At 53.9% G+C, this 21,477-nt stretch carries 16 protein-coding genes and 3 pseudogenes; 8 read left to right on the top strand and 11 right to left on the bottom strand.

Translation table 11 applies throughout. The features are described 5' to 3' along the window. Positions 1–371: 371 nt before the first annotated feature. From N7D90_RS09815 to N7D90_RS09805, 3 genes are all read right to left on the bottom strand, one after another. Positions 372–1,163, bottom strand: coding sequence for a hypothetical protein (locus N7D90_RS09815; RefSeq protein WP_261741974.1), 792 nt, complete (start codon positions 1,161–1,163; stop codon positions 372–374). Between the two features lie 313 nt (positions 1,164–1,476). After that, positions 1,477–1,737 carry a hypothetical protein gene (locus tag N7D90_RS09810; RefSeq protein WP_261741973.1) on the bottom strand — a complete coding sequence of 87 codons (261 nt, stop codon included), beginning with the start codon at positions 1,735–1,737 and terminating at the stop codon, positions 1,477–1,479. Positions 1,738–2,233: 496 nt separating this feature from the next. Continuing rightward, positions 2,234–2,590, bottom strand: a complete 357-nt coding sequence (locus tag N7D90_RS09805) for an MmcQ/YjbR family DNA-binding protein (RefSeq protein WP_261741972.1) — start codon at positions 2,588–2,590, stop codon at positions 2,234–2,236. A 529-nt stretch (positions 2,591–3,119) separates the two neighbouring features. Here N7D90_RS09805 and N7D90_RS09800 point away from each other — a divergent pair. After that, a complete protein-coding gene (locus N7D90_RS09800; protein ID WP_261741971.1) occupies positions 3,120–3,689 on the top strand; it encodes a MepB family protein in 570 nt (189 codons plus the stop codon). A 115-nt stretch (positions 3,690–3,804) separates the two neighbouring features. Here N7D90_RS09800 and N7D90_RS09795 read toward each other — a convergent pair. Beyond that, positions 3,805–4,003 (bottom strand): annotated as a pseudogene (locus tag N7D90_RS09795) (hypothetical protein); the annotation flags it as partial. A 124-nt stretch (positions 4,004–4,127) separates the two neighbouring features. Here N7D90_RS09795 and umoC point away from each other — a divergent pair. Beyond that, positions 4,128–4,625: a lysozyme inhibitor LprI family protein gene (gene umoC, locus N7D90_RS09790; RefSeq protein WP_261741970.1), complete on the top strand. Its 498-nt coding sequence runs from the start codon at positions 4,128–4,130 to the stop codon at positions 4,623–4,625. Between the two features lie 414 nt (positions 4,626–5,039). Here the strand turns inward: umoC and N7D90_RS09785 are convergent, their stop codons facing one another. After that, a complete protein-coding gene (locus N7D90_RS09785; RefSeq protein ID WP_261741969.1) occupies positions 5,040–6,563 on the bottom strand; it encodes a diguanylate cyclase in 1,524 nt (507 codons plus the stop codon). Between the two features lie 367 nt (positions 6,564–6,930). On the opposite strand from N7D90_RS09785, the pseudogene N7D90_RS09780 reads away from it, so the two are divergent. Further along, positions 6,931–7,151: pseudogene (locus N7D90_RS09780) on the top strand (hypothetical protein). On the opposite strand, the gene N7D90_RS09775 reads toward N7D90_RS09780, so the two are convergent. Continuing rightward, positions 7,114–8,007, bottom strand: a complete 894-nt coding sequence (locus N7D90_RS09775) for a LysR family transcriptional regulator (RefSeq protein WP_261741968.1) — start codon at positions 8,005–8,007, stop codon at positions 7,114–7,116. The pseudogene N7D90_RS09780 and the gene N7D90_RS09775 overlap by 38 nt on opposite strands. 128 nt (positions 8,008–8,135) lie before the next feature. On the opposite strand from N7D90_RS09775, the gene N7D90_RS09770 reads away from it, so the two are divergent. From N7D90_RS09770 to N7D90_RS09760, 3 genes are read left to right on the top strand one after another with little or no spacing between them, the layout of a single operon-like run. Continuing rightward, complete coding sequence (locus tag N7D90_RS09770) at positions 8,136–9,323, top strand: MFS transporter (protein WP_261741967.1); 1,188 nt, start codon at positions 8,136–8,138, stop codon at positions 9,321–9,323. Between the two features lie 27 nt (positions 9,324–9,350). Then, on the top strand, positions 9,351–9,854 hold the full coding sequence (locus N7D90_RS09765) for a cyclophilin-like fold protein (protein WP_261741966.1): 504 nt from the start codon (positions 9,351–9,353) through the stop codon (positions 9,852–9,854). A gap of 25 nt (positions 9,855–9,879) precedes the next feature. After that, complete coding sequence (locus tag N7D90_RS09760; protein WP_261741965.1) at positions 9,880–10,908, top strand: alpha/beta hydrolase; 1,029 nt, start codon at positions 9,880–9,882, stop codon at positions 10,906–10,908. Between the two features lie 422 nt (positions 10,909–11,330). Here N7D90_RS09760 and N7D90_RS09755 read toward each other — a convergent pair whose 3' ends face one another. Further along, positions 11,331–12,863 carry an MFS transporter gene (locus N7D90_RS09755; protein ID WP_261741964.1) on the bottom strand — a complete coding sequence of 511 codons (1,533 nt, stop codon included), beginning with the start codon at positions 12,861–12,863 and terminating at the stop codon, positions 11,331–11,333. Between the two features lie 172 nt (positions 12,864–13,035). On the opposite strand from N7D90_RS09755, the gene N7D90_RS09750 reads away from it, so the two are divergent. After that, entirely contained in the window at positions 13,036–13,923 is an 888-nt protein-coding gene (locus tag N7D90_RS09750) for a LysR family transcriptional regulator (protein ID WP_261741963.1), read from the top strand. Between the two features lie 363 nt (positions 13,924–14,286). On the opposite strand, the pseudogene N7D90_RS24685 reads toward N7D90_RS09750, so the two are convergent. Then, positions 14,287–14,391, bottom strand: a pseudogene (locus N7D90_RS24685) (transposase); the annotation flags it as partial. 133 nt (positions 14,392–14,524) lie between these two features. Next, positions 14,525–15,463 carry a LysR family transcriptional regulator gene (locus N7D90_RS09745; protein WP_261741962.1) on the bottom strand — a complete coding sequence of 313 codons (939 nt, stop codon included), beginning with the start codon at positions 15,461–15,463 and terminating at the stop codon, positions 14,525–14,527. 166 nt (positions 15,464–15,629) lie between these two features. Between N7D90_RS09745 and N7D90_RS09740 the strand changes: the two genes are divergently transcribed. Further along, positions 15,630–16,640 carry a zinc-dependent alcohol dehydrogenase family protein gene (locus N7D90_RS09740; RefSeq protein ID WP_261741961.1) on the top strand — a complete coding sequence of 337 codons (1,011 nt, stop codon included), beginning with the start codon at positions 15,630–15,632 and terminating at the stop codon, positions 16,638–16,640. Positions 16,641–16,757: 117 nt separating this feature from the next. Here N7D90_RS09740 and N7D90_RS09735 read toward each other — a convergent pair whose 3' ends face one another. Next, the gene (locus N7D90_RS09735; protein WP_261741960.1) at positions 16,758–18,389 is read right to left on the bottom strand and encodes a sensor domain-containing diguanylate cyclase; all 1,632 of its coding nucleotides are present in this window, start codon (positions 18,387–18,389) and stop codon (positions 16,758–16,760) included. A gap of 442 nt (positions 18,390–18,831) precedes the next feature. Continuing rightward, a complete protein-coding gene (locus N7D90_RS09730) occupies positions 18,832–21,231 on the bottom strand; it encodes a membrane-bound PQQ-dependent dehydrogenase, glucose/quinate/shikimate family (protein ID WP_261741959.1) in 2,400 nt (799 codons plus the stop codon). Positions 21,232–21,477: the final 246 nt, after the last annotated feature.

Below are 21,477 nucleotides of genomic sequence, written 5' to 3'. Positions count from 1 at the left end.
TTCTTCTCAACGACGCGATGAATTACCCAGTTCAGTAGGGCATCGAGGAAAAACATCATGTACATCAAGATGTATGCTCCCGCATACAGAAACGTTCCACCTCTTCTCCTGCATCGTGCGACCAGACACAATCGCCCTATCGCAGTAGTAAAAAATTGACACGTGGCGGCTAATCTCTGTACCAGGTTCGCCAGGCATAAAGAAATGGAGGCAAAAATAGAAGCCCTAGAATCGCGAAACTCCGGGGTTTGGCTTTTCTGTCATGTCCTCAAGCTCTCAATCAGTGCTATTAGAAATCCAAGCCAAACAATTCCAAGCACACCCAATAGTAGGCAATTGCACCCTGCACACAAGATAGACAACCTCATCAACTACAAAGTTAGCCCCCCATGCTTCAGAGTCAATACGAGAGCCCTCAAATTATCGGGCGATACTTGTATAAGGCCTTTCCCTGGAACATCAATTTCCGCAATCATAAATAATGCCAGCGCAGTAAAAACCGGCATAATACAAACCAGCGTATTACCCCTCGAACTTCCTCTGGCATTGTAACCAATTAAAAAATTAGAACACGCAGCACATAAAACCAACAACACCCACGCCACCCCGGGTATTTGACGCCGCCAACTAGACATCGTCTTTTGTTGTGATACATACAGCTCACCACTTGCATTAAGAACGCTTAGAATTACCGAGCCCGACTTCTCCTTTGCGATCTTGCTGATTAAAGCCCACATATGTGATTGCGCTTTAATTGATTCCATTCGGATAGCCGCTCTTTTGCTGTCATCGTTCGTCTCAAAAAACGAAATACGCAGCGTCAAATAGTCCTGCAACATTATCTCAGCTTTTTGTTGCTGGGACTCACTAAGCAACGTCGTACGCTGGAATGCATTCCCGATTGCAATCGCTTCATTTTCTTCTGCAACCACGCGAGTATTTAGCCCGCTAATTGCAAACGAAAGAATAAACCCTATAAGTAAACCAAGCATAGACAACGTACCACCCAGCACTACTTTTAACTCATCATCAAAATCAACATTACGACCAGTTTTAGCCCCCCATGTGATTTTCCCTGCAAAAGCTGCCAAACACAGACCCAGCAGCAGAGAGATCAACAGGCACCAAGAGTAGACATCAATAGAATTTAAGATAGAAAGCATATGTCACTTTTGATTGTGTTTTTGATTTAAACCCTTATAGCACGACTACAACTGCACCAGCATGCTTTGTACATCATAGATGATACTGGAACAGCTATCACTACTGCCCCCCTCAAACCGAACGAACGGCTTTAAAACTATAGCTCAAGAGGAGGTTCTTGCTCATGGAGATGAAGTTGTATTAACGAGAAGAGAGTGGCATCTCATGCGAGACCAACGGCGGCGAGATTTATGGCAAGGCTCGTGAATCCCAGGCCCTCCTCCGCAAAGCATGGACGGTTACCTAAGTGACGTAGCCGTCCAACGCCCTCCGTTACTGGCCTTTTTGTGAGTTCACAACATCCTGCAGCGCTTTGTTGGTCAGACTGATGCATTTCTGCGTATCACCTTCAGCCTGTGCTTTTTGTGCCTCAACTCTCGCGTCGTGGATCTGTCCAAGCAGTGGCTGCCCCAGAGTGCTGGCCGTGGCCTTGTAGTCGGACAGCTTCTGCAGATTTATGGTGCACATATCATCAGCAGCAAAAATTGGAGTCACGACAAAACCTGCTAAGAAAAACAAAACTGAACGTTTCATAAGACACTCTCTTATTAGGGGGAAGATTCACTATAGCCGCGTATGAACGTATCTGTGATGCCAACCGTAAGGCCGAGTATCAACCACTACATTTTACGGCCCATACCTTCAGAGCCCGGGAATTTCCAGCCGCACACCTGCAGTCGAGCGGTTGAACACCGCTAAACGCGCCTTGGCAGCCTGTTCGGCGGTGGTCAATCTGAACACCAATTCTGGCCAGAGTGTGTAAAAACGCGTCGCCAAAATTGAAGTGGGCGCTTCTACGTTAAATCTGGAATTTATCGGCACATCTGCAGATGTGGATTTCCCGTAGAAGCGCGACTTCCAGCCTGGTTTTGAGTGCCTGGCGCACTGAAAAACGTTTTTACACCGCCTGAGCCATAAGCAGACGTTCGTGCAAGGTTGCAGCCGGTCAAGACAGCCAAACACCACCCGATGCGGGGGGTGCAAATACAATCTGTGGAGCCGAATAACTATGATTCGTCAGCTCGAGCCGCTACTTGGTTAACTCGTAACTATCTTGAATGAGTTCGTGTATGTGTTCGGTTGCGACAGTGCCGTCCAAAACCACGCTTATCCAGTGCTCTTTGTTCATGTGGTAACCCGGAAGAATACCCTCCATTTGACGAAGTGAACCCACTTTGCCCGGATGGCATTTCACATCCAAAATATCAAGCTCCCCCTCGCCTGCAAGACCTAGCTTTTCCTTGGGTACGTTCATCACTATTCCAAACCATTTCTCAGACCCCGCGTGCCTTAGGACGGCATATTTGGGGAATTTAGCCCAAGGGTAATCTGGCTGAATATCGAACTCTTTCGCAACATAGCTCAATACGGCTTTTCTAGATGACATGGGGCTCTCCTTGCTCATTGATTATTTGGTGGCTGAGGAGCCATCTGGCATTCGGCAGTGTGGCAAGCTCGGCTGGAAAGAATTCCTCTCAGAGGCTGATGCCTTAACCGTGAGATTACAATCGCGGCAGCAAAATACCGGAATTGTTCCTGACGCTGTACGACGCTCCCGACAACGTTCAATTTCTTGCCCTGCTCGGCTATACGTCGCACACCCTGCTCCAGCGCCTGCGCACTTATATGCCCAGAGTAATACCCAAGGTGTAGCTCATCCGAACCTAGCACAAATAGCGCGTCCTTTAGCTCCGAGGCCTGCACGGCGATAGGTGCCTCGCTGGAATCGAAACTCACCATTTCGCGTGACTGGATTACTCCACAGCTCGCCCTTGGCGAGTGCGAGCCATTCCTAACCGCCTGGCTATCCCACCTTGCGTTCACGAGATGTCGTAGTCCGCTTTGGCATGTCGAAGGGAGTAACATATGCTCTGGAATGGATCGTGTGGTCATGAGTCGTTAAGGAGTTGTTCCCGTTGAAATCCGTTTTAACTGAACTAGACACAAAATATTCAGGCGCGGCAGACCCTGCCCTCGGCCATATTCCGAGCGAATTGATAGCTGCTATCCAGGATGTGTACAAGCCGGCGGGAATGCAATTGACGGATCTGCCTCTACGCGAGGCTGAGAGTGCCGAGTATGGTGCCTCCCGCTTTGGCCTGGACGGACACACCATTGTCTTCCGCGTGGCTAAAACAACGCCGACGAAGATTGGACAGTTCGTCACAATATGGAAGCGCCCGAGCTCAGGCAGCACCATTGCGCCTCTCGATGTCGATGACGGTGTAGCTTTTGTTGTTGTGAGTGTGTCCGATGCAACTCATCGCGGACAGTTTGTTTTCGACCATACGATACTGGCAGCAAAGGGCATCATGGCGATTAACGGTAAAGGCGGTAAGCGCGCCATCCGCGTTTATCCACCTTGGGTCAAACCAGTCGCCAAAGAGGCCGTCAGGACACAACAATGGCAACTACGATACTTCCTTTCTCTTGAACAAAGCGCAAGCGCCGATTCCGTGCAGGTGCGTCGGCTATTTGAAGTTTAAGACCCTTATCCGTCACTCATGAGGTTCTGGGTAAGGTCGATGTTGTCCAGTATTTTTAAGTGGACAACATCGACCTTATCGCTGGGATCAGCGCCAACCATACCTCGATGACTCACTCGGCAAAGGCGTCCAGGGACATGACAGCCTTGATGACGGCGCACGAGTCGCGGCCCCATTGCTTGGCGTCGATCAGAGCTTGGCCGATGCACCCATCCAGCCCCCCTTAGAGATGATGTATTTACCGGACGCCAAAACTGTTGCTGATGCTTGTTCTTAGCGGTGTTGAACAGTTTGCCCTGTATGCAGTCAAACAGGCGCTGGGACTGTGAGCCCAATAAGACTTCAATGGGCCTAATCATGCGCACCTAGCACACAATTGGCCTAGCACTCAAAGCTGTTTCTGCTCCTCGAGAAAAACTTTCCAAAGGATAGATAAAAATGAGAAAAATCATTTCTGTGGTCGTTGTAGCGACTTCATTTGCTACTGGTGCGGCATTCGCTCAAGTACCCGCGAAACCTGATGTGAATCCAATCACAAACGGCGCGGTCAATATGGCATCTACACCTACTACCACCACAGCAAAAACTGCGGTGACCAGCGACGCTGGAGCATTGAAAGAATGCTACGACGCCATTGGCGATGATCAGCCACGGACAGCGTTGCAGCCTTGCCTTGAGCGTAAGACTCGCGAAGTCACGTCACAAATGAATATCGCCTACAAAAAACTGGAAGCCCAGACAAAGGAAATCGATTCAAGTGCGACGCCCAAAGCCCTTGCCTCGCTACTCGCCTCTCAGAGAACTTTCGAGAAGTTCAAGGATGCTCAGTGTCAATGGGAAGCCGACTCGGCGATGGGGGGCACGGGCGCTGGAGATTTTTTAAGGTCCTGCGAAGTCGATTTGATGCGCTTTAGAACTAAGCAACTTTCCGATTAAATTTATTCACATAGACAACCGGCTATCCCACTAACGAGAACCAGTTCGCCATTGAAGCAGCTATCGTAGAGCTATCGAGCAGGGTTGAGGCGCGCGGTTAGGCCGACGTCGCCAATAACGTGCACGGCGCCCCGGACACCATCGACAAGAACGAAGAGGTCATCAAAATGACGCTCGCTGCTCCGATGGCACCGGAGTGCTGGCTAGAGCTCATCCCCTTGTCCTCAATGGCAAAAATAAGGTTCTTCACGGATTACCGGGAAAGACGGCAATGGGTCGCCGCCATCGGCCATAAGCAGTCTCTCAAAGGTGTCAACGAAACCAGGGGCGATTCAGTAGCACCCCGATGATCTGAGAAACTCCGTGCTATTGATTTAAAAGGATCTGCGGGAGTCGATATGTTGCTGCGATGCTTTATGTTTCGAGGACTTCCCGCAATTGATGCTCAACTCGGTTGCGCCCCATTTTTTTTGCGCGATACAGAAGGCTGTCGGCCTTTTCCAGCAAATCAGTCGCCTCAATTATGCCATTCTGGTGGTTGGAAGCGACACCTGCGCTGATGGTCACAATACCTGCCGTACTGCCCCTGTGTTCAATTTTTGCGGTCTCTATTGCTGACCGCATTTCCTCAGCGATCTTTATTGCTCCTGCTAAGTCCGTCTCAGGAAGCAGGATTACAAACTCTTCCCCACCATACCGGGCAGCCAGGTCGGTTGGGCGATTTATATTTTTGCCTATTAACTGTGCAACTTGCCTTAGACATTCGTCACCGAGAACATGCCCATAATGGTCGTTGTACTGCTTAAACCAATCTATATCGATAAGTATGAGCGCTATGCTACTTTCAGTGCGGCATGTTCTCGACCACTCTTGTGCCAGTGTAGCGTCGAAATACCTACGGTTAGGCAACCCCGTAAGGCTGTCTGTTTTAGCAATATGCTCTAAATCGTGTTGCGCAAGACGCAATTCTTCTTCTGCAACCAACAAGCGTTGAATTTGTCGGTAAAAAAGAAAGCCCAGACTGGTCAGCACAATAATTACAAGCACCACCATAATCGATGCTTGATAGACGTACGTCCACCATGTTGCAAATACTGAATCTAACGATAATCCTGCTGCAGCGACTATCGGGAGGCCCTGTATGCGGCTGTAGGCATAGACTCGCTCTATCCCATCCACGATGGACGTCAGGCTTGCTATGCCGTCGTCGCTGCTTACTAAATATCGACTAAACAGCTCTCCCTTTGCGATATTAGTCGTCATTAGCCCGTCAATCATTGGTCGGCGGGCCAGCAAATCGCCGTTATTGAGTGCAAGCAGTATCACCCCTTGCTTGTCTAGGTCTAAACGCTCAAAGAAATGTTGAAAATACGCGACAGGCAACGTCGCCAAAACCACGCCGCTGAAACTGCCATCTGGGTATTGAGTGCGGCGGCTGACAGGGATGATCATTTCGCCGGTGGTGCGGCTCAAAATGACCTGGCCTATATGGATGGCAGAGTCAGGGTGGTTCTTGTGGTAGATAAAATAAGAGCGATCACTATTATTCTTTGCGACCGTCTCTTCGGAGAACGAATTGACTATCCAGTCGCCATTCTTGTTATAAATGAACAACCCTTGAATTCCGTCGGTTGCCTCAACATTGCTAGCCATTATTTTGAATAAACGAGTTCTCTGTTTGGCGTCAAGATTGTCATTTTCCACGCGCTCTGCAAGGTTGCTTAGAATGCTTCCAGCCTGACGTAAGGTATCTTGAGCCTGCTGCTCGGAAGCCCGAACAATGTTGCTGACAGCAATTTGGGCATTCATCAATCGTTCGTCCGCCGATTGCTTTAACTGCCAAGCAATTGCGGAGACTAGCGTGACACAGACCAAGAAGATGAAAGCTATCAGGCCCACAGAGAGGGCTTTAGGTGTTAATCGACCAGACACGAGCATTATCGTTTTCATTGAACTCATCATAGCGTGGGTGTGCGGAGCCTTCCTGTGAATTTTCTATAATTAATAATATCCAGATTGAGCGTAGTCACAGCGATCAGATTACCGGGTCAATATGGGCTTAATAATCTCAACGCTCACGCTATGAATCTACGCGAGATCAACGTTATGTAACCGCTTCACAAGGCACGCCGGTGTCCACGATACTCAATGGGCTTCAAGGGTGTCGGACGTAATGCTCAAAATTTCAGGCGTTAGGTTCAGGGCAATGCCTTCGACCAGCTCGGCGGTGGCGAGTAGATAGCGTGCGCAGGTCGCGCAAGCTGCGCCCAACGCAGCTAAATTGATCCTGCACAGAGGATCACATATGCCAAATTCAGATCTAGTTCCGCCCTCCTTTACAAATTCAACGAAAACCAGCTTGCCCTTGAAGCAGCCATCATGGAACTAACGATTTGGATTGAGCAGCGAGGGTCATCTGAGGCAGGGGAAAATGTTCGCGGTGCGCAGGCTTCAGACCAACTGTATCTACACCAGAAGTTAGTCTCCTCTACCCCGCTTTGCGCAATGCATTGGCAACCAGCGTAAATGCCGGCGAGGGTTGTCGACGGCTGGGGTAATACAAATAGTAACCAGAAAACGGTGGGCACCAATCCTCCAGCACGCGCTCCAGCCTGCCTTCGCGCAGATGCGGTTCAAACTCTTCTTGTGGCAGGTACGCAATGCCGAGCCCGGCCAAGGCCGCATCCACGATATGGCTCGACGTATTGAAAATAAGCTGGCCGTCTACGCGCACGTTCACCTGCTTGCCTCGCTGCTCAAAGTCCCATACATAGAGCCCGCCTGATGTCTGCATACGCTGGTTGATACAGCGATGGTTCATCAGGTCGCGCGGGGTTTTGGGCATGCCACGGCTGGCAAAGTAAGCGGGCACAGCGACGGCAGCCATCCGTAATGACGGGCCTATTGGGACTGCGATCATGTCCTTGTCGATGGTGTCACCCAGTCGCACGCCTGCATCAAAACGATCCGCCACAATGTCCCTGAACCCGTAATTGACGTCGAACTCAACGTTGATGTCCGGGTATTCGTGGAGCAGCGCAGTGAGTTTGGGTAGCAACGTGGTGCGCAGAACATGATCGCCGCAGGTGATACGTACGGTGCCCGCAGGCTTGTCGCGCATTTGCGTCAGGTTATCCAGCTCTGCCTCGATCTCATCGAAGCGATTACCGATCGCTTGCAGCAGTCGCTCACCCGCGACAGTCGGCGAGACGCTGCGGGTGGTGCGCGTCAGTAACCTGATTTGCAGGCGCGCTTCCAGACCACTGATGGCCTGGCTCAGTGCCGACTGGGTAACGCCCAGTACCCCGGCGGCACGGGTGAAGCTGCCTTCGCGCGCCACTGTCACGAATGAAAGCAGATCGTTGAGGTTTCCTCTGACCATGGTACGCAGCACCTTTTACAGTTATTAATTAGCTGAGCTTATAGCCTTGTTAAGCATTCATTAGCTAGTCGCGTGAGTATTCGTTCGTCACCATTACCGGTATGAATACGATTAACCGCGAGGCCCCGATGGCTACTGTTTCAACCAGCAACGAGGCTCCTGCCTACTGGAGCGGTGTCTTTGCAATGACGCTGTGTGTTTTCGCCCTGATCGCTTCTGAGTTCATGCCTGTCAGCCTGCTGACGCCGATGGCCGTTGATCTTCAGGTTAGCGAAGGGATGGCCGGGCAAGGCATTGCGATTTCCGGGGCATTTGCCGTGCTGACCAGCCTGTCGATCTCGTGGCTTGCCAGAACCCTCGATCGCAAGCTGCTCTTGTTGGCACTGGCCGGGTTGATGGCTGTCTCGGGCTTGATCGTCGGGCTGGCCCCCGACTATCAAACTTACATGGTCGGCCGTGCGCTCATCGGTGTAGTCATTGGCGGTTTCTGGGCGATGTCCGCGGCGACGGCCATGCGCTTGGTACCCGCCCCGCAGGTGCCGAAGGCGTTGGCCATCTTCAATGGCGGTAACGCGCTGGCTACCGTAGTTGCCGCACCGCTGGGCAGTTATCTGGGCTCCATTATTGGCTGGCGCGGGGCTTTTTTCTGTGTGGTGCCCGTCGCGGCGATTGCTCTCGTCTGGATGCTCATCAGCCTGCCACCCATGCCGGTGGAGCCGCGCAAACCAGGCTCCGGGAATGTGTTCAAACTGTTGAAGAATCGATCAGTGGCGCTGGGCATGGTCGGTTGCGGAGCCTTCTTCATGGGGCAGTTTGCGCTATTTACCTACCTGCGGCCTTTCCTTGAAACGGCAACGCGCGTCGATGTATCCACGTTGTCGTTGATCTTGCTGGTGATCGGTGCGGCAGGCTTTATCGGCACCCTGATCATCGGCCGTGTTCTGAGGCGCAGCCTGTTCCAGACGTTGATAGTCATTCCGGTCTTGATGGCCTTGATCGCTCTGGCACTGATCCCTTTTGGCCACTCGATCATCGTAGTTGCTGCACTGCTGGGCTTATGGGGGCTGTTGGCGACTGCGGCCCCAGTGGGCTGGTGGAGCTGGATCGCACAGGCCATGCCAAATAATGCCGAGGCTGGCGGCGGCCTCATGGTAGCCGTGATTCAACTGTCCATTGCTCTGGGCTCAACCGTGGGTGGAATGCTGTTCGATAGTCACGGCTATCAGAGCACGTTTGTCGCTAGTGCAATCGTTCTGCTGCTGGGTGCAGCGGTGACCGTACTGACGTCACACGCTACCCCCTCTCGAACCACTTGAACCACGCAACGATCCAGGAGACGGGTTATGACCGGGAGCATTCACCCCGCCGCAAATGCCGAGCAGCGCGAAGGCTGGGGCAAGCGGCCATCTCGTTGGCCTGGCGTGCTGTATTCAGCTCTCGTGCTTGGCAGTTACATCCTAATGAATGATGCCGCGTCGGCGTCCTCGATCACGGAGAAATCTCGCATGTGGATGACAGTCGGCGAACAACGCTTCGCCATCACCTTGGCCGACAACGCAGCCGCTCGTACGTTTGTCACGCTCCTGCCACTAACATTGGAGATGAGCGATCTCAACAGCAATGAAAAATACGCCAGCCTTCCTGGAGCCCTGCCTGCCAATGCGAGCAAACCGGGAACGATACACGCGGGTGATCTGATGCTGTATGGCACGGATACCCTGGTTGTTTTCTATTCAACCTTTGAATCGACATACGCATACACCCGCCTTGGGCGTGTGGACGACAACGCGAACCTGGCACAGGTTTTAGGTCGTCGTGCGGTGAACGTGATGTTTTCCCAAAACTGACTGCTCTGCATCGATAGGAATTCCAATGAAAAAGATCATTGTTTTATTAACGCTTCTTGTCAGTTCACTCTCAGCAACAGGAGCCGATATGTCCAACGGCGCGGATAATTTTTATACCAGCGACAAAGTGACCGTGCAGAAGGTCAATTTCAAAAACCAGTATCAAATGAACGTGTCGGGCAACCTGTTCATCCCCAAAAACCTCGATACCAAAACCATGAGCCCTGCAATTGTTGTTGGCCACCCGATGGGCGCGGTCAAGGAACAAAGCGCTAATCTGTATGCCACCAAAATGGCCGAAAAAGGCTTCGTGACACTGTCCCTGGACCTTTCATTTTGGGGCGAAAGCGAGGGGCTGCCACGCAATGCAGTCTCACCGGATATTTATGCTGAGGACTTCAGCGCAGCGGTGGATTTTCTCGGCACCCGGCCTTTTATAGATAAAGAGCGGATAGGTGCACTCGGCATCTGTGGGAGCGGCAGCTTTGTTATCAGCGCGGCCAAGATCGACCCACGCATGAAAGCCATCGCAACGGTCAGCATGTACGACATGGGCGCAGCCAATCGTAATGGCTTGAAGCATGGGCAGACGCTTGAGCAACGCAAAGAGACCATCGCGCAAGCCGCACAGCAGCGGTATGTAGAGTTCACGGGCGGTGAAACCCTCTACACCAGCGGCACAGTGCACCAACTGGACGAAAACACGCACCCGATCCAGCGAGAATTCTATGACTTCTATCGCACGCCACGGGGCGAATACACGCCAGCCAGTTCGTCCAAAGCGCTGACCACGCACCCGACACTGACGAGCAACATCAAATTTATGAACTTCTACCCGTTCAATGACATCGAGACCATTTCACCTCGTCCGATGCTGTTTATTGCCGGAGCCGATGCGCACTCGAGAGAGTTCAGCGAAGAAGCCTACAAACTCGCGGGGCAACCCAAGGAGCTGGTCATCATTCCTGGCGTTGGCCATGTTGACCTTTATGACCGCGTCGACCTCATTCCTTTTGACAAGCTGGCGAGCTTTTTCCAGAGTAATTTGAAGTGATGATTGTTAGATCGAATTAACCATTTCGGTTTAAACAGTGTGTGTTTAACGTCCGCGTCTGGCCCAGAGTGTGTAAAAACGCGTCGCCAGAATTGAAGTGTGCGCTTCTACGTTAAATCTGGAATTTATCGGCACATCTGCAAATGTGGATTTTCCGTAGAAGCGCGACTTCCAGTCTGGTTTTGAGTGCCTGGCGCACTGAAAAAAGTTTTTACACAGCCTGGGCCAAAAGCAGCGTAAGCGTCCGGCGAACACGGCTTGGCGAGTCAATAACACATGTCTCCAGCGTGGGCACGGAGAACTCCGGGTAGCCTTCCATTGGGGTGATGAAACCGAAGATGGGCCGAGCCTTGCCCGCTGGATACCCGCGCATAGCCGATGCAATGTGCGGTCGGGGGGCCGAGAGCCTGTCCCAATCGGATTCATGCCGCGGCTCCCACTTCTTCATGCGCACGCGATCGACCCAGCAAGGCGAACACTAGCAACGCAGTCAGTGCTGAAGATGCAGCCAAGATGTACAAAACCCAGCGGAATGCCTGATCGTAGGTCGCCAGCAGCAAAGCACGCTCGCCGCTGACCAAAGCACTGGCATGCGCCAGATCGCCGAGCGCGACGCGATTGGCTGCCTCGATCACAACGGTTGGATCGGTCGCGGATAAAGTGCCAAGCAAACCGCCCTGAATTAAGAACGCCAGCAGCGCGCCCGCCACCGCGATGGCAATCCCGTCAGCCGAAACACGCACGCAGTTGAAGATGCCGGTCGCCATGCCTGCACGCTCTGTTTCCACTACGCTCACGGCCATACCATCCATCAACCCCCAAGGCAGGCCAATACCTACGCCGATCAGCACCAAGGGGGGTATCAGCGCAAAACCTGCCCCACCGGACAACACCTGGGCCACCCAGACCAATCCAGCCGCCACCAGCAGCAGTCCGATGCCAGACAGCATGCCGGAGGTGAACCAGCGCGATAACAACGCGGCAAAAAACGGCACGATCAACAGCGGCGCAGCCAGGGCTACCATCATTTGCCCCGCTTCCAATGCGCTCAGACCGTCGATACCGATGAAGCGGCCCGGCAGCATCACGATCAGCGTGACGAAGAAGAAGGCTGGCGATGCAGCCAACACCTGCACGCCGACGAATCGGCCACTGCCGAACAACGACAGGTCGAGCATCGGACGCGCAACGCGGCGTTCGATGCGTACGAATGCGATGAATAGCACTACTGATGCCAACAACGTGCCGAGCACCGAAGCACTGCGCCAGCCCTCTTCCGGCGCCAGCAGAATGCCGTATGTGAACAAACTCAGCGCGGCGGTGAAACTGAGGGCGCCTGGCCAGTCCAAGCCGGTAGAGTCAGGGTCTCGGGACTCAGTGGCGCAGACCCACACCAACAGGAAACCGGCCATGCCAATCAGCGCTGTCGCCAGGAACACCCAGCGCCAGCCCGCCACCTCCACCAGCCAGCCTGCCGCCAGTGGCCCGAAGGCCAAGCCTATACCAAACGTGGTACCGAGCAGGCTGAACACGCGAGTACGTATCGGGCCGCGAAAGGCCTGTGCCAGCGAAGACATCGCGCCCGCGAAGGCCGCGGCGCCACCGAGCCCTTGTGCCAGGCGCAGCCCGTCGATCCAGCCCACGGTCGGCGCCAGCGGGATTAAGAACGTCATCAGGACGAATAGCGCCAGCCCGACCAGCCACACGCGCTTGCGACCATAGGTGTCGGTCAGGCTGCCCGCTGCCATCATGGCACTGCCGTAGGTCAGGATGTAGCCGTTGACGACCCAGTTAAGTTGTACCGCGGTCCCGCCCAGCTCCTGACTGATGGCAGGTAGCACGACGGCCGGCCCGGTGAAGCACAGCGGGATCAGGATGCCGGTAAGGCATGCGGCTAGCAGTTGCAGCCAGTCGCGTCCGGTGGAACCGCTTGTGGCGGTCAGGGCTTGTGTCATGGGAAGCATCCGCAAAGAGTGATTAGAAGGTCAGGCAGCCGTCCTAAATCTCGAAAACAAAGCAGACAGCCGGATCTAACCTGTGCAGCCGTCAGCGTAAGTGCGGGCCCGCTCAAGAAAAATAGGCTAAGGTTCCGAACATATCGGACAAATTTTCTTATATCGGTGAAGAATGGACTCCCTCAACGGCATCGCGTTCTTCGTGCAGGCGGCGGAAGCCCGTAGCTTTTCGCAAGCCGGGCGCGTGCTCGGCGTCTCGTCTTCCGCTGTGGGCAAGAGTGTGGCCCGGCTGGAAGAGCGCCTAGGCGTGCGCCTTCTCCACCGCAGCACTCGCAGCATCACGCTGACCGCCGAAGGCACGCTGTTCCTGGAGCGTTGTCGACGCATCCTCTGCGAGGTCGAGGCGGCGCAATTGGAACTGTCGGAAACCAGGCAGTCCCCTCAAGGCAAGCTGCGCGTGAGCATTCCGCTGGTCAGCAGCTTGGTTATGCCGGCGCTGACGGCCTTTATGCACCGCTACCCCGCCATCGAACTGGATGTGGATTTCTCGGATCGGCTGGTTGATGTAATTGAGGATGGATTCGATGCCGTCATTCGCACCGGAGAACTGGCCGACTCCCGGTTGATGTCCCGCACACTGGGCACCTTCAAGCTGCTATTGGTTGCCTCGCCCCTATACATCACCGCACGCGGCACTCCGCGCGTACCCGCCGACCTGAGTGGCCACGCTGGCCTGCAACATAAGTTCCCGAGTACCGGCAAGCTCGAGCCGTGGCCCTTGTGCAGGCCGGAGGGCGAGGCAGAACCCGTCCTCTTGGCTTCGATGGTATGCAACACCACCGAGGCCCTGCTTCACGTCGCCCGCGATGGCCTTGGAATCGCCTGCCTGCCGGACTTCATGGTGCGTGATGCCATTGCGGCCGGCGAACTGGTGACGGTGCTGGACGACTTCAACCAGCATCAGGGCACCTTCCGCATGCTTTGGCCATCGAGTAAGCACCGGGCGCCGAAGCTGCGCGCGTTCATCGACTTCATGGGCACGGAGCTTTTCAAAACCTGATCCGGACTGGGCCACGTAGGCGCCGATGCCCATCACCTGCGCCTATCCAGGCACTTCGTCGCGATGCGCTGACGCCTGCCGCGTCTGCTAAACCATCAGTGCGATCCCGAGGCCCACGGCAACCGTCAGCGTGCCGTCAACGCACTTTGCGAAAGTCAGAAGGCACCCACTGATGTGGCAACAACCGCAACCACCCGCGCCAGTGCGGTTTCAGTGCCGGCGCGCATATCCATGGGCTCGGTGGCGAGCCAGATTGAGTCGATACGGATCATCGCAACAGGTCTCGAAGAAAGGTCGCGCAAGCGGCTGCATGGTTTTCTGCGTTTGCACTCGAATCCATTTATGGACGAGGTTCGCGTTGAGGCTGTGGGTCAACGCGACATTGGCAATCGAGGCTCCGGGCTGAGCACACTCTTGAATAACCTGGGCCTTGAAGGGTTTGGAGTAGGAACGGCGTTGTGGCTGCATGAAAAGACCCGCTTAAAAGGCTAGAACTGGTGTCCACTTAAATTTAAGTGCACACCATGTCTTGGCTTTGCAGGCCGGGATAGATGACTTCGCCGGACGGATACAAAGCAGCCGCTCAAAGCTGTCTACGAAACTAGGGACGATTCAGTCCCGGAGCTATTTTTTCAAGCCATACAGGATAAAGAAGTGCAAACCGCTGACTTACCCAGTCGACAAAAGCATGAACCTGAGGGGCGAGGTGCGTTCTGCTCGGATACAACACGGACACCGGGCGCGGTCTTGGCCGATAGTTCTCAAGCACTTCAACCAGCGACCCTTCAGCCAGATACCGCTCCAGCGCGATTCCCGGAGCCTGAAGAATGCCAAAACCGGCTACGCCACATTGCACATAAGCGTTGGACTCATTGACGACGATGCCGCGGTGACTTACGTAACCCCTGTCGATGCCGCCCTGCGAGAATTGCCAGGGGAGCCGACGGTGGTTCTGACCGGAGAGAAAACTTATGCAACGGTGAGTGTCCAGCGCCTCCAGAGTATCCGGCGCCCCGAACTCTTGGATATATCCTGGCGCCGCGCACGTCACCATAGTTGCCATTCCAATACGACGGGCTACCAGACTGGAGTCCGGCAAATCTCCAATCCTGAGCACGCAGTCGACACCTTCAGCGACCAGATCCACCGTACGATCGGTAACCCCCAAAGCCATTTCGATTTGCGGATGACTATGGGTGAACTCTCTCAAACTTGTGATGAATGCAGGCTGGGAAAGTGCCGATGGAATATCAACTCGCAGTTTTCCACGAAGGGATGCCCCCGAAGTATCGAACATTGATGTCGTCTCAGCGAGGCGTCCTAGAATATCCATGACCCGTTCGTAAAACTGCTCCCCCTCAGTCGTCAGCCGAACTTGTCGAGTCGTACGCTGAAAAAGTCTCACCCCAAGAGACGCTTCCAGCTCCTGTATGGCCCTGGTGACCTGAGGTCGCCCCAATTGAGTGGCATCAGCGGCTTTCGTGAAGCTCCCAAGCTCGGCAACACGAACAAAAACCTGCATTGATTGAAGCAGTTCCATAGACCCTCACGTAGGTTTTGTTGCTGCTAAAAGCATCAAATCTAAGGCATTGTTGCCTCCAGAGGGAATAGTCTTGTTCTGCCTAGCGTATTTATCGTAGTCGACTCAAAGGGAACAATGGCTGCACCACACCAGGTATGACTGGTGCCCTTTAAGGAGAAACGAAATGAAAGCCTGGCTTCTGAATGATTTTGGTCTCGACAATTTAGTCCTTCGTGACACCCCTACTTCGGAACCGAAGGCAGGAGAGTTGCTGGTCAAAGTTGGTGCTGTTTCTCTCAACTTCCGCGACAAAGCCATCGTCGACGGTATTTACGAGCCACATAAGGTGCCCAAACCGCTGATACCCGTGAGTGATGCAGCTGGAACGGTAGTAGCTGTTGGTGAAGGGGTAAGCCGATTCAGGGTTGGGGACAGGGTAAACTCGCACTTGTATTCGCGCTGGATTGATGGCCCCCCTGGCCCGGACGAACCGGATTACTGCTTTGGCTCGCCCCTACCAGGCGGTCTTGCCGAGTACATGATCATTCACGAGGATAGCGCTGTGCGCGCCCCCGATAATATGTCCGACGAAGAAGCTTCGACACTGCCTATTGCTGCGCTTACAGCCTGGTACTCACTCGTGGACTACGGCCAGATCAAAGCGGGAGATAGCGTTCTTGTCCAGGGTACTGGCGGTGTGTCGATCTTTGCTATTCAACTGGCTACCGCGCTGGGCGCCAGAGTCATAGTTACATCGAGCAATGACGCGAATCTGGAGGCTGCCATGAAACTGGGCGCAGTCGCCGGAGTGAACTACCGGACCCACCCTGACTGGGAAGAGCAAGTGCTGAAGCTCACCGACGGCAAAGGGGTCGACTTGCTCCTGGACGTTGCCGGTGGCAATGGCCTGAACCAGTCGATCGCAGCGACCAAGGCGGCTGGCAAGATCGCACAGATCGGCTTCCTGACAGGGCAGACCACCGAGCTTGGCCTGATGCCGTTGATTTTCCGGCAGACGACCATCCGTGGCATTGCAGTCGCGCCACGCTCGGCTTTCGACCGCATGAACGCCTTTCTCAACGAGAACCAAATCAGACCAGTAATAGACAAGGTCTATTCGTTTGCAGAGGCACGCCAAGCTTATGAACATTTAGAGAGGGGAGCTTTCGGCAAGGTAGTTATTAAAATTGCCTAAGTTCTTGAGGGGTAATTTCGAATTACCCCTGCTTGCCGATACTGGTCTGCTGCCTCTGTTATTTTGATTGGCCTCGTTATGGGTTGTAATTGGATATATCTACGATCAAGGGGCGATTCATTCGGATCCAGATTGAGGACTCGACTCCACGCGATTACGCCCCCCTTGTTTGGCACGATACAAGCATTCGTCCGCCCTCTTGAGTACAACCTCTGAGGTAGTAGATATGTGTTCACAAGTCGCGACACCGATCGAAGCCGTAATATGTCCAACACCAGAAATGTCGCATGTAGCGATTGCCTGGCGAATTCGCTCGGCAATTATGCTCGCCGAATCGACACCGGTCTCCGGCAAAATCAGCAAGAACTCCTCTCCACCCGCTCGGCAAGCGAAGTCACCATTGCGTGAATGACTGAGGAGTGTTTCCGCAACCTGCTTTATCGCCACATCACCTTTGTCATGGCCGAAGGTGTCATTTACCCTTTTGAAATGGTCTATATCCAGTGACAATATGGAATAAGTTCGACCTGCCTGCTCCAGCCCCCGCAACTCATCATTCATCGCTCGACGATTCGCCAGACCTGTCAGAGGGTCAGAAAGCGCCTGCTGGCTTAGACGCCCCATCTTTGCTTGTAATAGGTACACACCGGCCAGCATCGCTTGACGGATAGAAAAGGCCTCCAGATACCATGCCTTCACGTTTCGAAGTTGCTCAGAGGCTTGCGTTGCAGCCAATTGCCCTGCGATCGTGGAAAGCTGGTGCAATGGCCGACAGATCATCAGAGCACCTATCCAAATCAGTACAAAGCCGATCAATGCAGCAGGTAGCATCCCAAAAATCATGTCGTGCATCAACGTGTTCAAGGGTGCAAGGCTAACCTCGCGAGGCTGCTGTACGACGACGGCCCAACCGGCTCCAGGCACCTGAGCATATCCAGCAAGCATCGGTATGCCCTTATAATTAGGCACGGCCACGGACCCACTTTCGCCACGTAAAGCAGCATCCACGGTCTTGCTCCATCCGAGGGTCTCACCAATACGCGACGCATCAGGATGATAAAGTAGTTGACGATCCTGATCGGCGATGAAGGCAAATGTACCTTCATGGTTAAAGTGCCGGCTGATTAACGTGTGAAGTACACTATCCTGCTGCAGGTAAATCGAACCGCCTATGATTCCAATGTAACGGTTTGAGGAATCATAAATAGGTTCTGAGACGAATACGACCAGATTACCAGCTGCTGATTCATAAGCTGAGCTAATGTAAGGACGTTTCACATCGATGGCTTTTCGAATCGCATCCGATCGCAAAGTTGAACCATTGATTTGCAGTGTGTCTGGGTACGCTTCCAGAACTTTGGCATTAGTATCGACAATCGCTATCGAGTTAAAATCTGCATCCTGCTTTTGTAGGCGTACAGCTTCGGCCCGCAGTACCTTGGCATTACCCCACTCCTTGCCCAACTCGTCGGCGCTATAACGCAGATGGCTTTGTGCAGAATGAATGAATTCAGAGAGGCTTGAAGCTACTTTTGACGCATAAGCACTGTTTGATTGCAGCGCATGGTCCATCAAAGCATCCCGCTGCACTCTATATGCCGTGATGAGACTATTGCCCAACGTAGCCAGGACAGATAACAGTACGAGGGTAAGAATGAGCCAACGTAAGTCCAGAATGACTGCTGGCTGCCTCGTGCTCACGTTCTCATCGGTGGACGAATTCTTGGGGTTGCCTGCTCTTTCCGTCATTGTCTACCGTGACACCTCTATTGTTGTATTCCTGCTGCGAATAGCAGCTCTGCCAGTATAATCTCTGAATCGCCCCTGGTTTCGTAGAAACATTTGAGCGACTGTTTATGGTCCAGAGTGTGTAAAAACGAGTCGCCAAATTCGAAGTGCGCGCTTCTACGTTAAATCTGAAATTCATCAGCACATCACAGATGTGGATTTTGCGTAGAAGCGCGGTTTCCAGTCTGGTTTTGAGTAACTTTCGCACTGAAAAACGTTTTTACACAGCCTAGGTCGAAAGCAGACTACCGGATCTATGAGATCAGTCGAAGCCCTCTCCTCGTAACAAGCACCAAATTTAAGGGCGTTATTTAGGCCGAAGCCGAACAACAACTGGCATTGAACAAAAAAGCCCGCCTGTTGGGGAGCAGGCGGGCCATTTCAGTTAACGTCAATCAAGGCGTTATTTCTGGATGATGCTGTCCGGCAATGCATAGGCAATGATGTAGTCACCGACATCAGGCGAGTGGCTCATGCCACCTGCGGAGATGACCACGTACTGCTTCCCGGTGGTGGGTGATTTGTAGATCAGCGGGGCTGCAACCGCGCCAACCGGCAGGCGGGCTTTCCAGACTTCTTTACCGGTGGCCGAATCCAGCGCTCGCAGGTAGTAGTCCTGGGTGCCGGCGAAGAACACCAGGCCAGATGCCGTTGAGGTCGGGCCACCCAGTGTTGGCATGCCCAGCGGGATTGGCATATGCGTTTTGATCCCCAGAGGGCCAGTGTCCTGGACGGTGCCCAACGGAACCTGCCAGACCAGTTTCTGGGTGTTGAGGTCAATGGCGCTCATGCTGCCGAAGGGTGGTGAGTTGCACGGTACGCCCAGTGGTGACTGCAGAATGTCGATTTTCACACCGCCATAGATACCGGCGACTTGTGGGCGAATGGTTCCCATGAAGCCCGGGACTTCATCGGTCGACACGTTGAACTTCTTGGTGTCTTCCTTTTTGACCAGTGACATCCGCAGCGGCATGCGCATGTCATTGACGAACATCATGCCGGTGTTTTCGTCGATGGAGATGCCACCCCAGTTCATGCCGCCCAGCAAGCCAGGCCATTCGATGTACGGTTTTTCACTTGGCGGTGTAAACGGACCCAGGTAGACGGAGTCTTTGAACATGATCCGGCAATACAGTTGGTCAAAAGTCGTCACGCCCCACATCGACTTCTCGGTCAGCGGGTCGACACCAATGGTCGGCATCCCGACCGAGAACGGCTGGGTAGGCGACAGGTGCTCGCCTTCTGCTGCTGGAGAGGTAGGAACCGCGCGTTCTTCAACTTCTGTAACCGGCTTGCCGGTACGGCGATCCAGCACAAAAATGTTGCCGGTCTTGCTGGTCTGGATCAAGACCGGAGTCTTCTCGCCCTGGGCGTTTTTGATGTCATAGAGCACAGGCTGCGAAGGCAGGTCATAGTCCCAGACGTCGTGGTGAACGATCTGATAAACCCATTTGGCTTTACCGGTTGATGCATCGACTGCAACGACGGCCGTGCCAAACTGCTCTTTAACCTGGTTGCGATCACCACCCCAGTAGTCGGGCGGGCCATTGCCCGTAGGCAGGTAGACCAGATTCAACTCTTTATCGTAGGTCGGAATTGTCCAGACGTTAGGCGTCTCCAGAGCGAACTGATGATCGTCTGCCGCTGTGTTCTTGCCCTCAGGTGCACCTACATCCCAGGCCCACACCAACGCACCTGTCAGAACGTCGAATGCGCGAACGGCGCCGGAAGGTTCGCCCGCCACAATGTCCCGTACCCAGCCACCGACCACGGTGAGGTGGCCCATGACAACCGGCAGCGAGGTGGGGTGATAGCGCTTGCTGTTTTCAGTCGGGCCCATGCCTTTCTTGAGATCGACATAACCGTTGTCGCCAAAGCTCGGACACAGGGTGCCGGTATGCGCATCAAGCGCAAACAAACGGGCATCCACAGACGACACCAGAATACGCTGGCGGCACTGCTGCTCATTGCCATATGACGCCTTGACCTCAGCGCTCAGACTGTCGTCTTTATCGATGTCGTAATAGCCCACGCCACGGCAGGTCACGTGCTCTTCACTTTTGGCTTTGGGATCGAATTTCCAGAGCGGGGTCCCGGTATCACCGTCCAGCGCGGTTATCAGGTTTTCCGGTGTGCACGAGTACAGAACATTGCCGATCTGCAACGGTGTGTTTTCATCTACACCCGCGCCGGCACCTGTGGTGCGACGACCTGTTCTGTAGGTCCAGGCAACCTGCAGGTCCTTGACGTTGTCCGGGGTGATTTGCGTGTAAGGAGCAAACCGTGTTCCCGAGGCATTACGCCCAAAGAACTCCCAGTTTTCAGGGGCGTTGGAGGGCTCTTCGGCCTTGGGTGCGTCAGTGGCGGCGACCGGGTTCGAGATCCCGCCGTGCGGGTAGAACGCAGCAATAAATGTCGCGACCAGTGCCAGGAATACGGCAAACCCGAACCGGTTAGCGGCGCGCCGGGTGCTCAGGGACGTGTCCGGCAACGCGGCGCCGACCCACAGACTGAGTGTCAGGATGATGGCCGGAATGACCAAGCGTGGCAGCAGTTCCCAATAGCTGAACTGACCCACTTCATAAAAGGCCCAGGCACAGGTTGCAAAGAATATGGCAACAGAGAGGGTAATACCCAAACACTTGCGCAACAGAAAGAGTGCCGCCAGTGCCAGATAAGCCAAGCCTGCGATCAAGTAATAACTTGACCCGCCCAGCGCCACTAGTTTGATCCCGCCATAAATCAAAGCCAGTGCCACGGCAAATACAAACAGGGAAAACAGCACCCTCGCGATAGTGCTCATTGAGCGTCTTGAAGTTTGAGATGGTTGGTCATTCGTCATTTCGTGAATGCTCTATGGGTGAATACAAAACTGCCCGCACGCTGTGCGAACAGCTGGGTCGAATGTTCAGTTCGACCCGTAAAGGGCTGGGCATAGCAGGTGTCGGAATCAGAATTACCGCCCTGCCGACAGCAAGCGAGCACAGGCAATCAGCGCAGCAGGTTGTTGCAGTCGCAATGAATACGCCGAAGGCTCTACGAAACGCGG

Origin of the sequence: Pseudomonas fragi (assembly GCF_025426255.1) — a bacterium.
GTDB classification, from domain to species: Bacteria; Pseudomonadota; Gammaproteobacteria; order Pseudomonadales; family Pseudomonadaceae; genus Aquipseudomonas; species Aquipseudomonas kulmbachensis.
The sequence above is the reverse complement of the archived record's forward strand: the minus strand, read 5'-3'. Positions and strand labels throughout refer to the sequence as shown.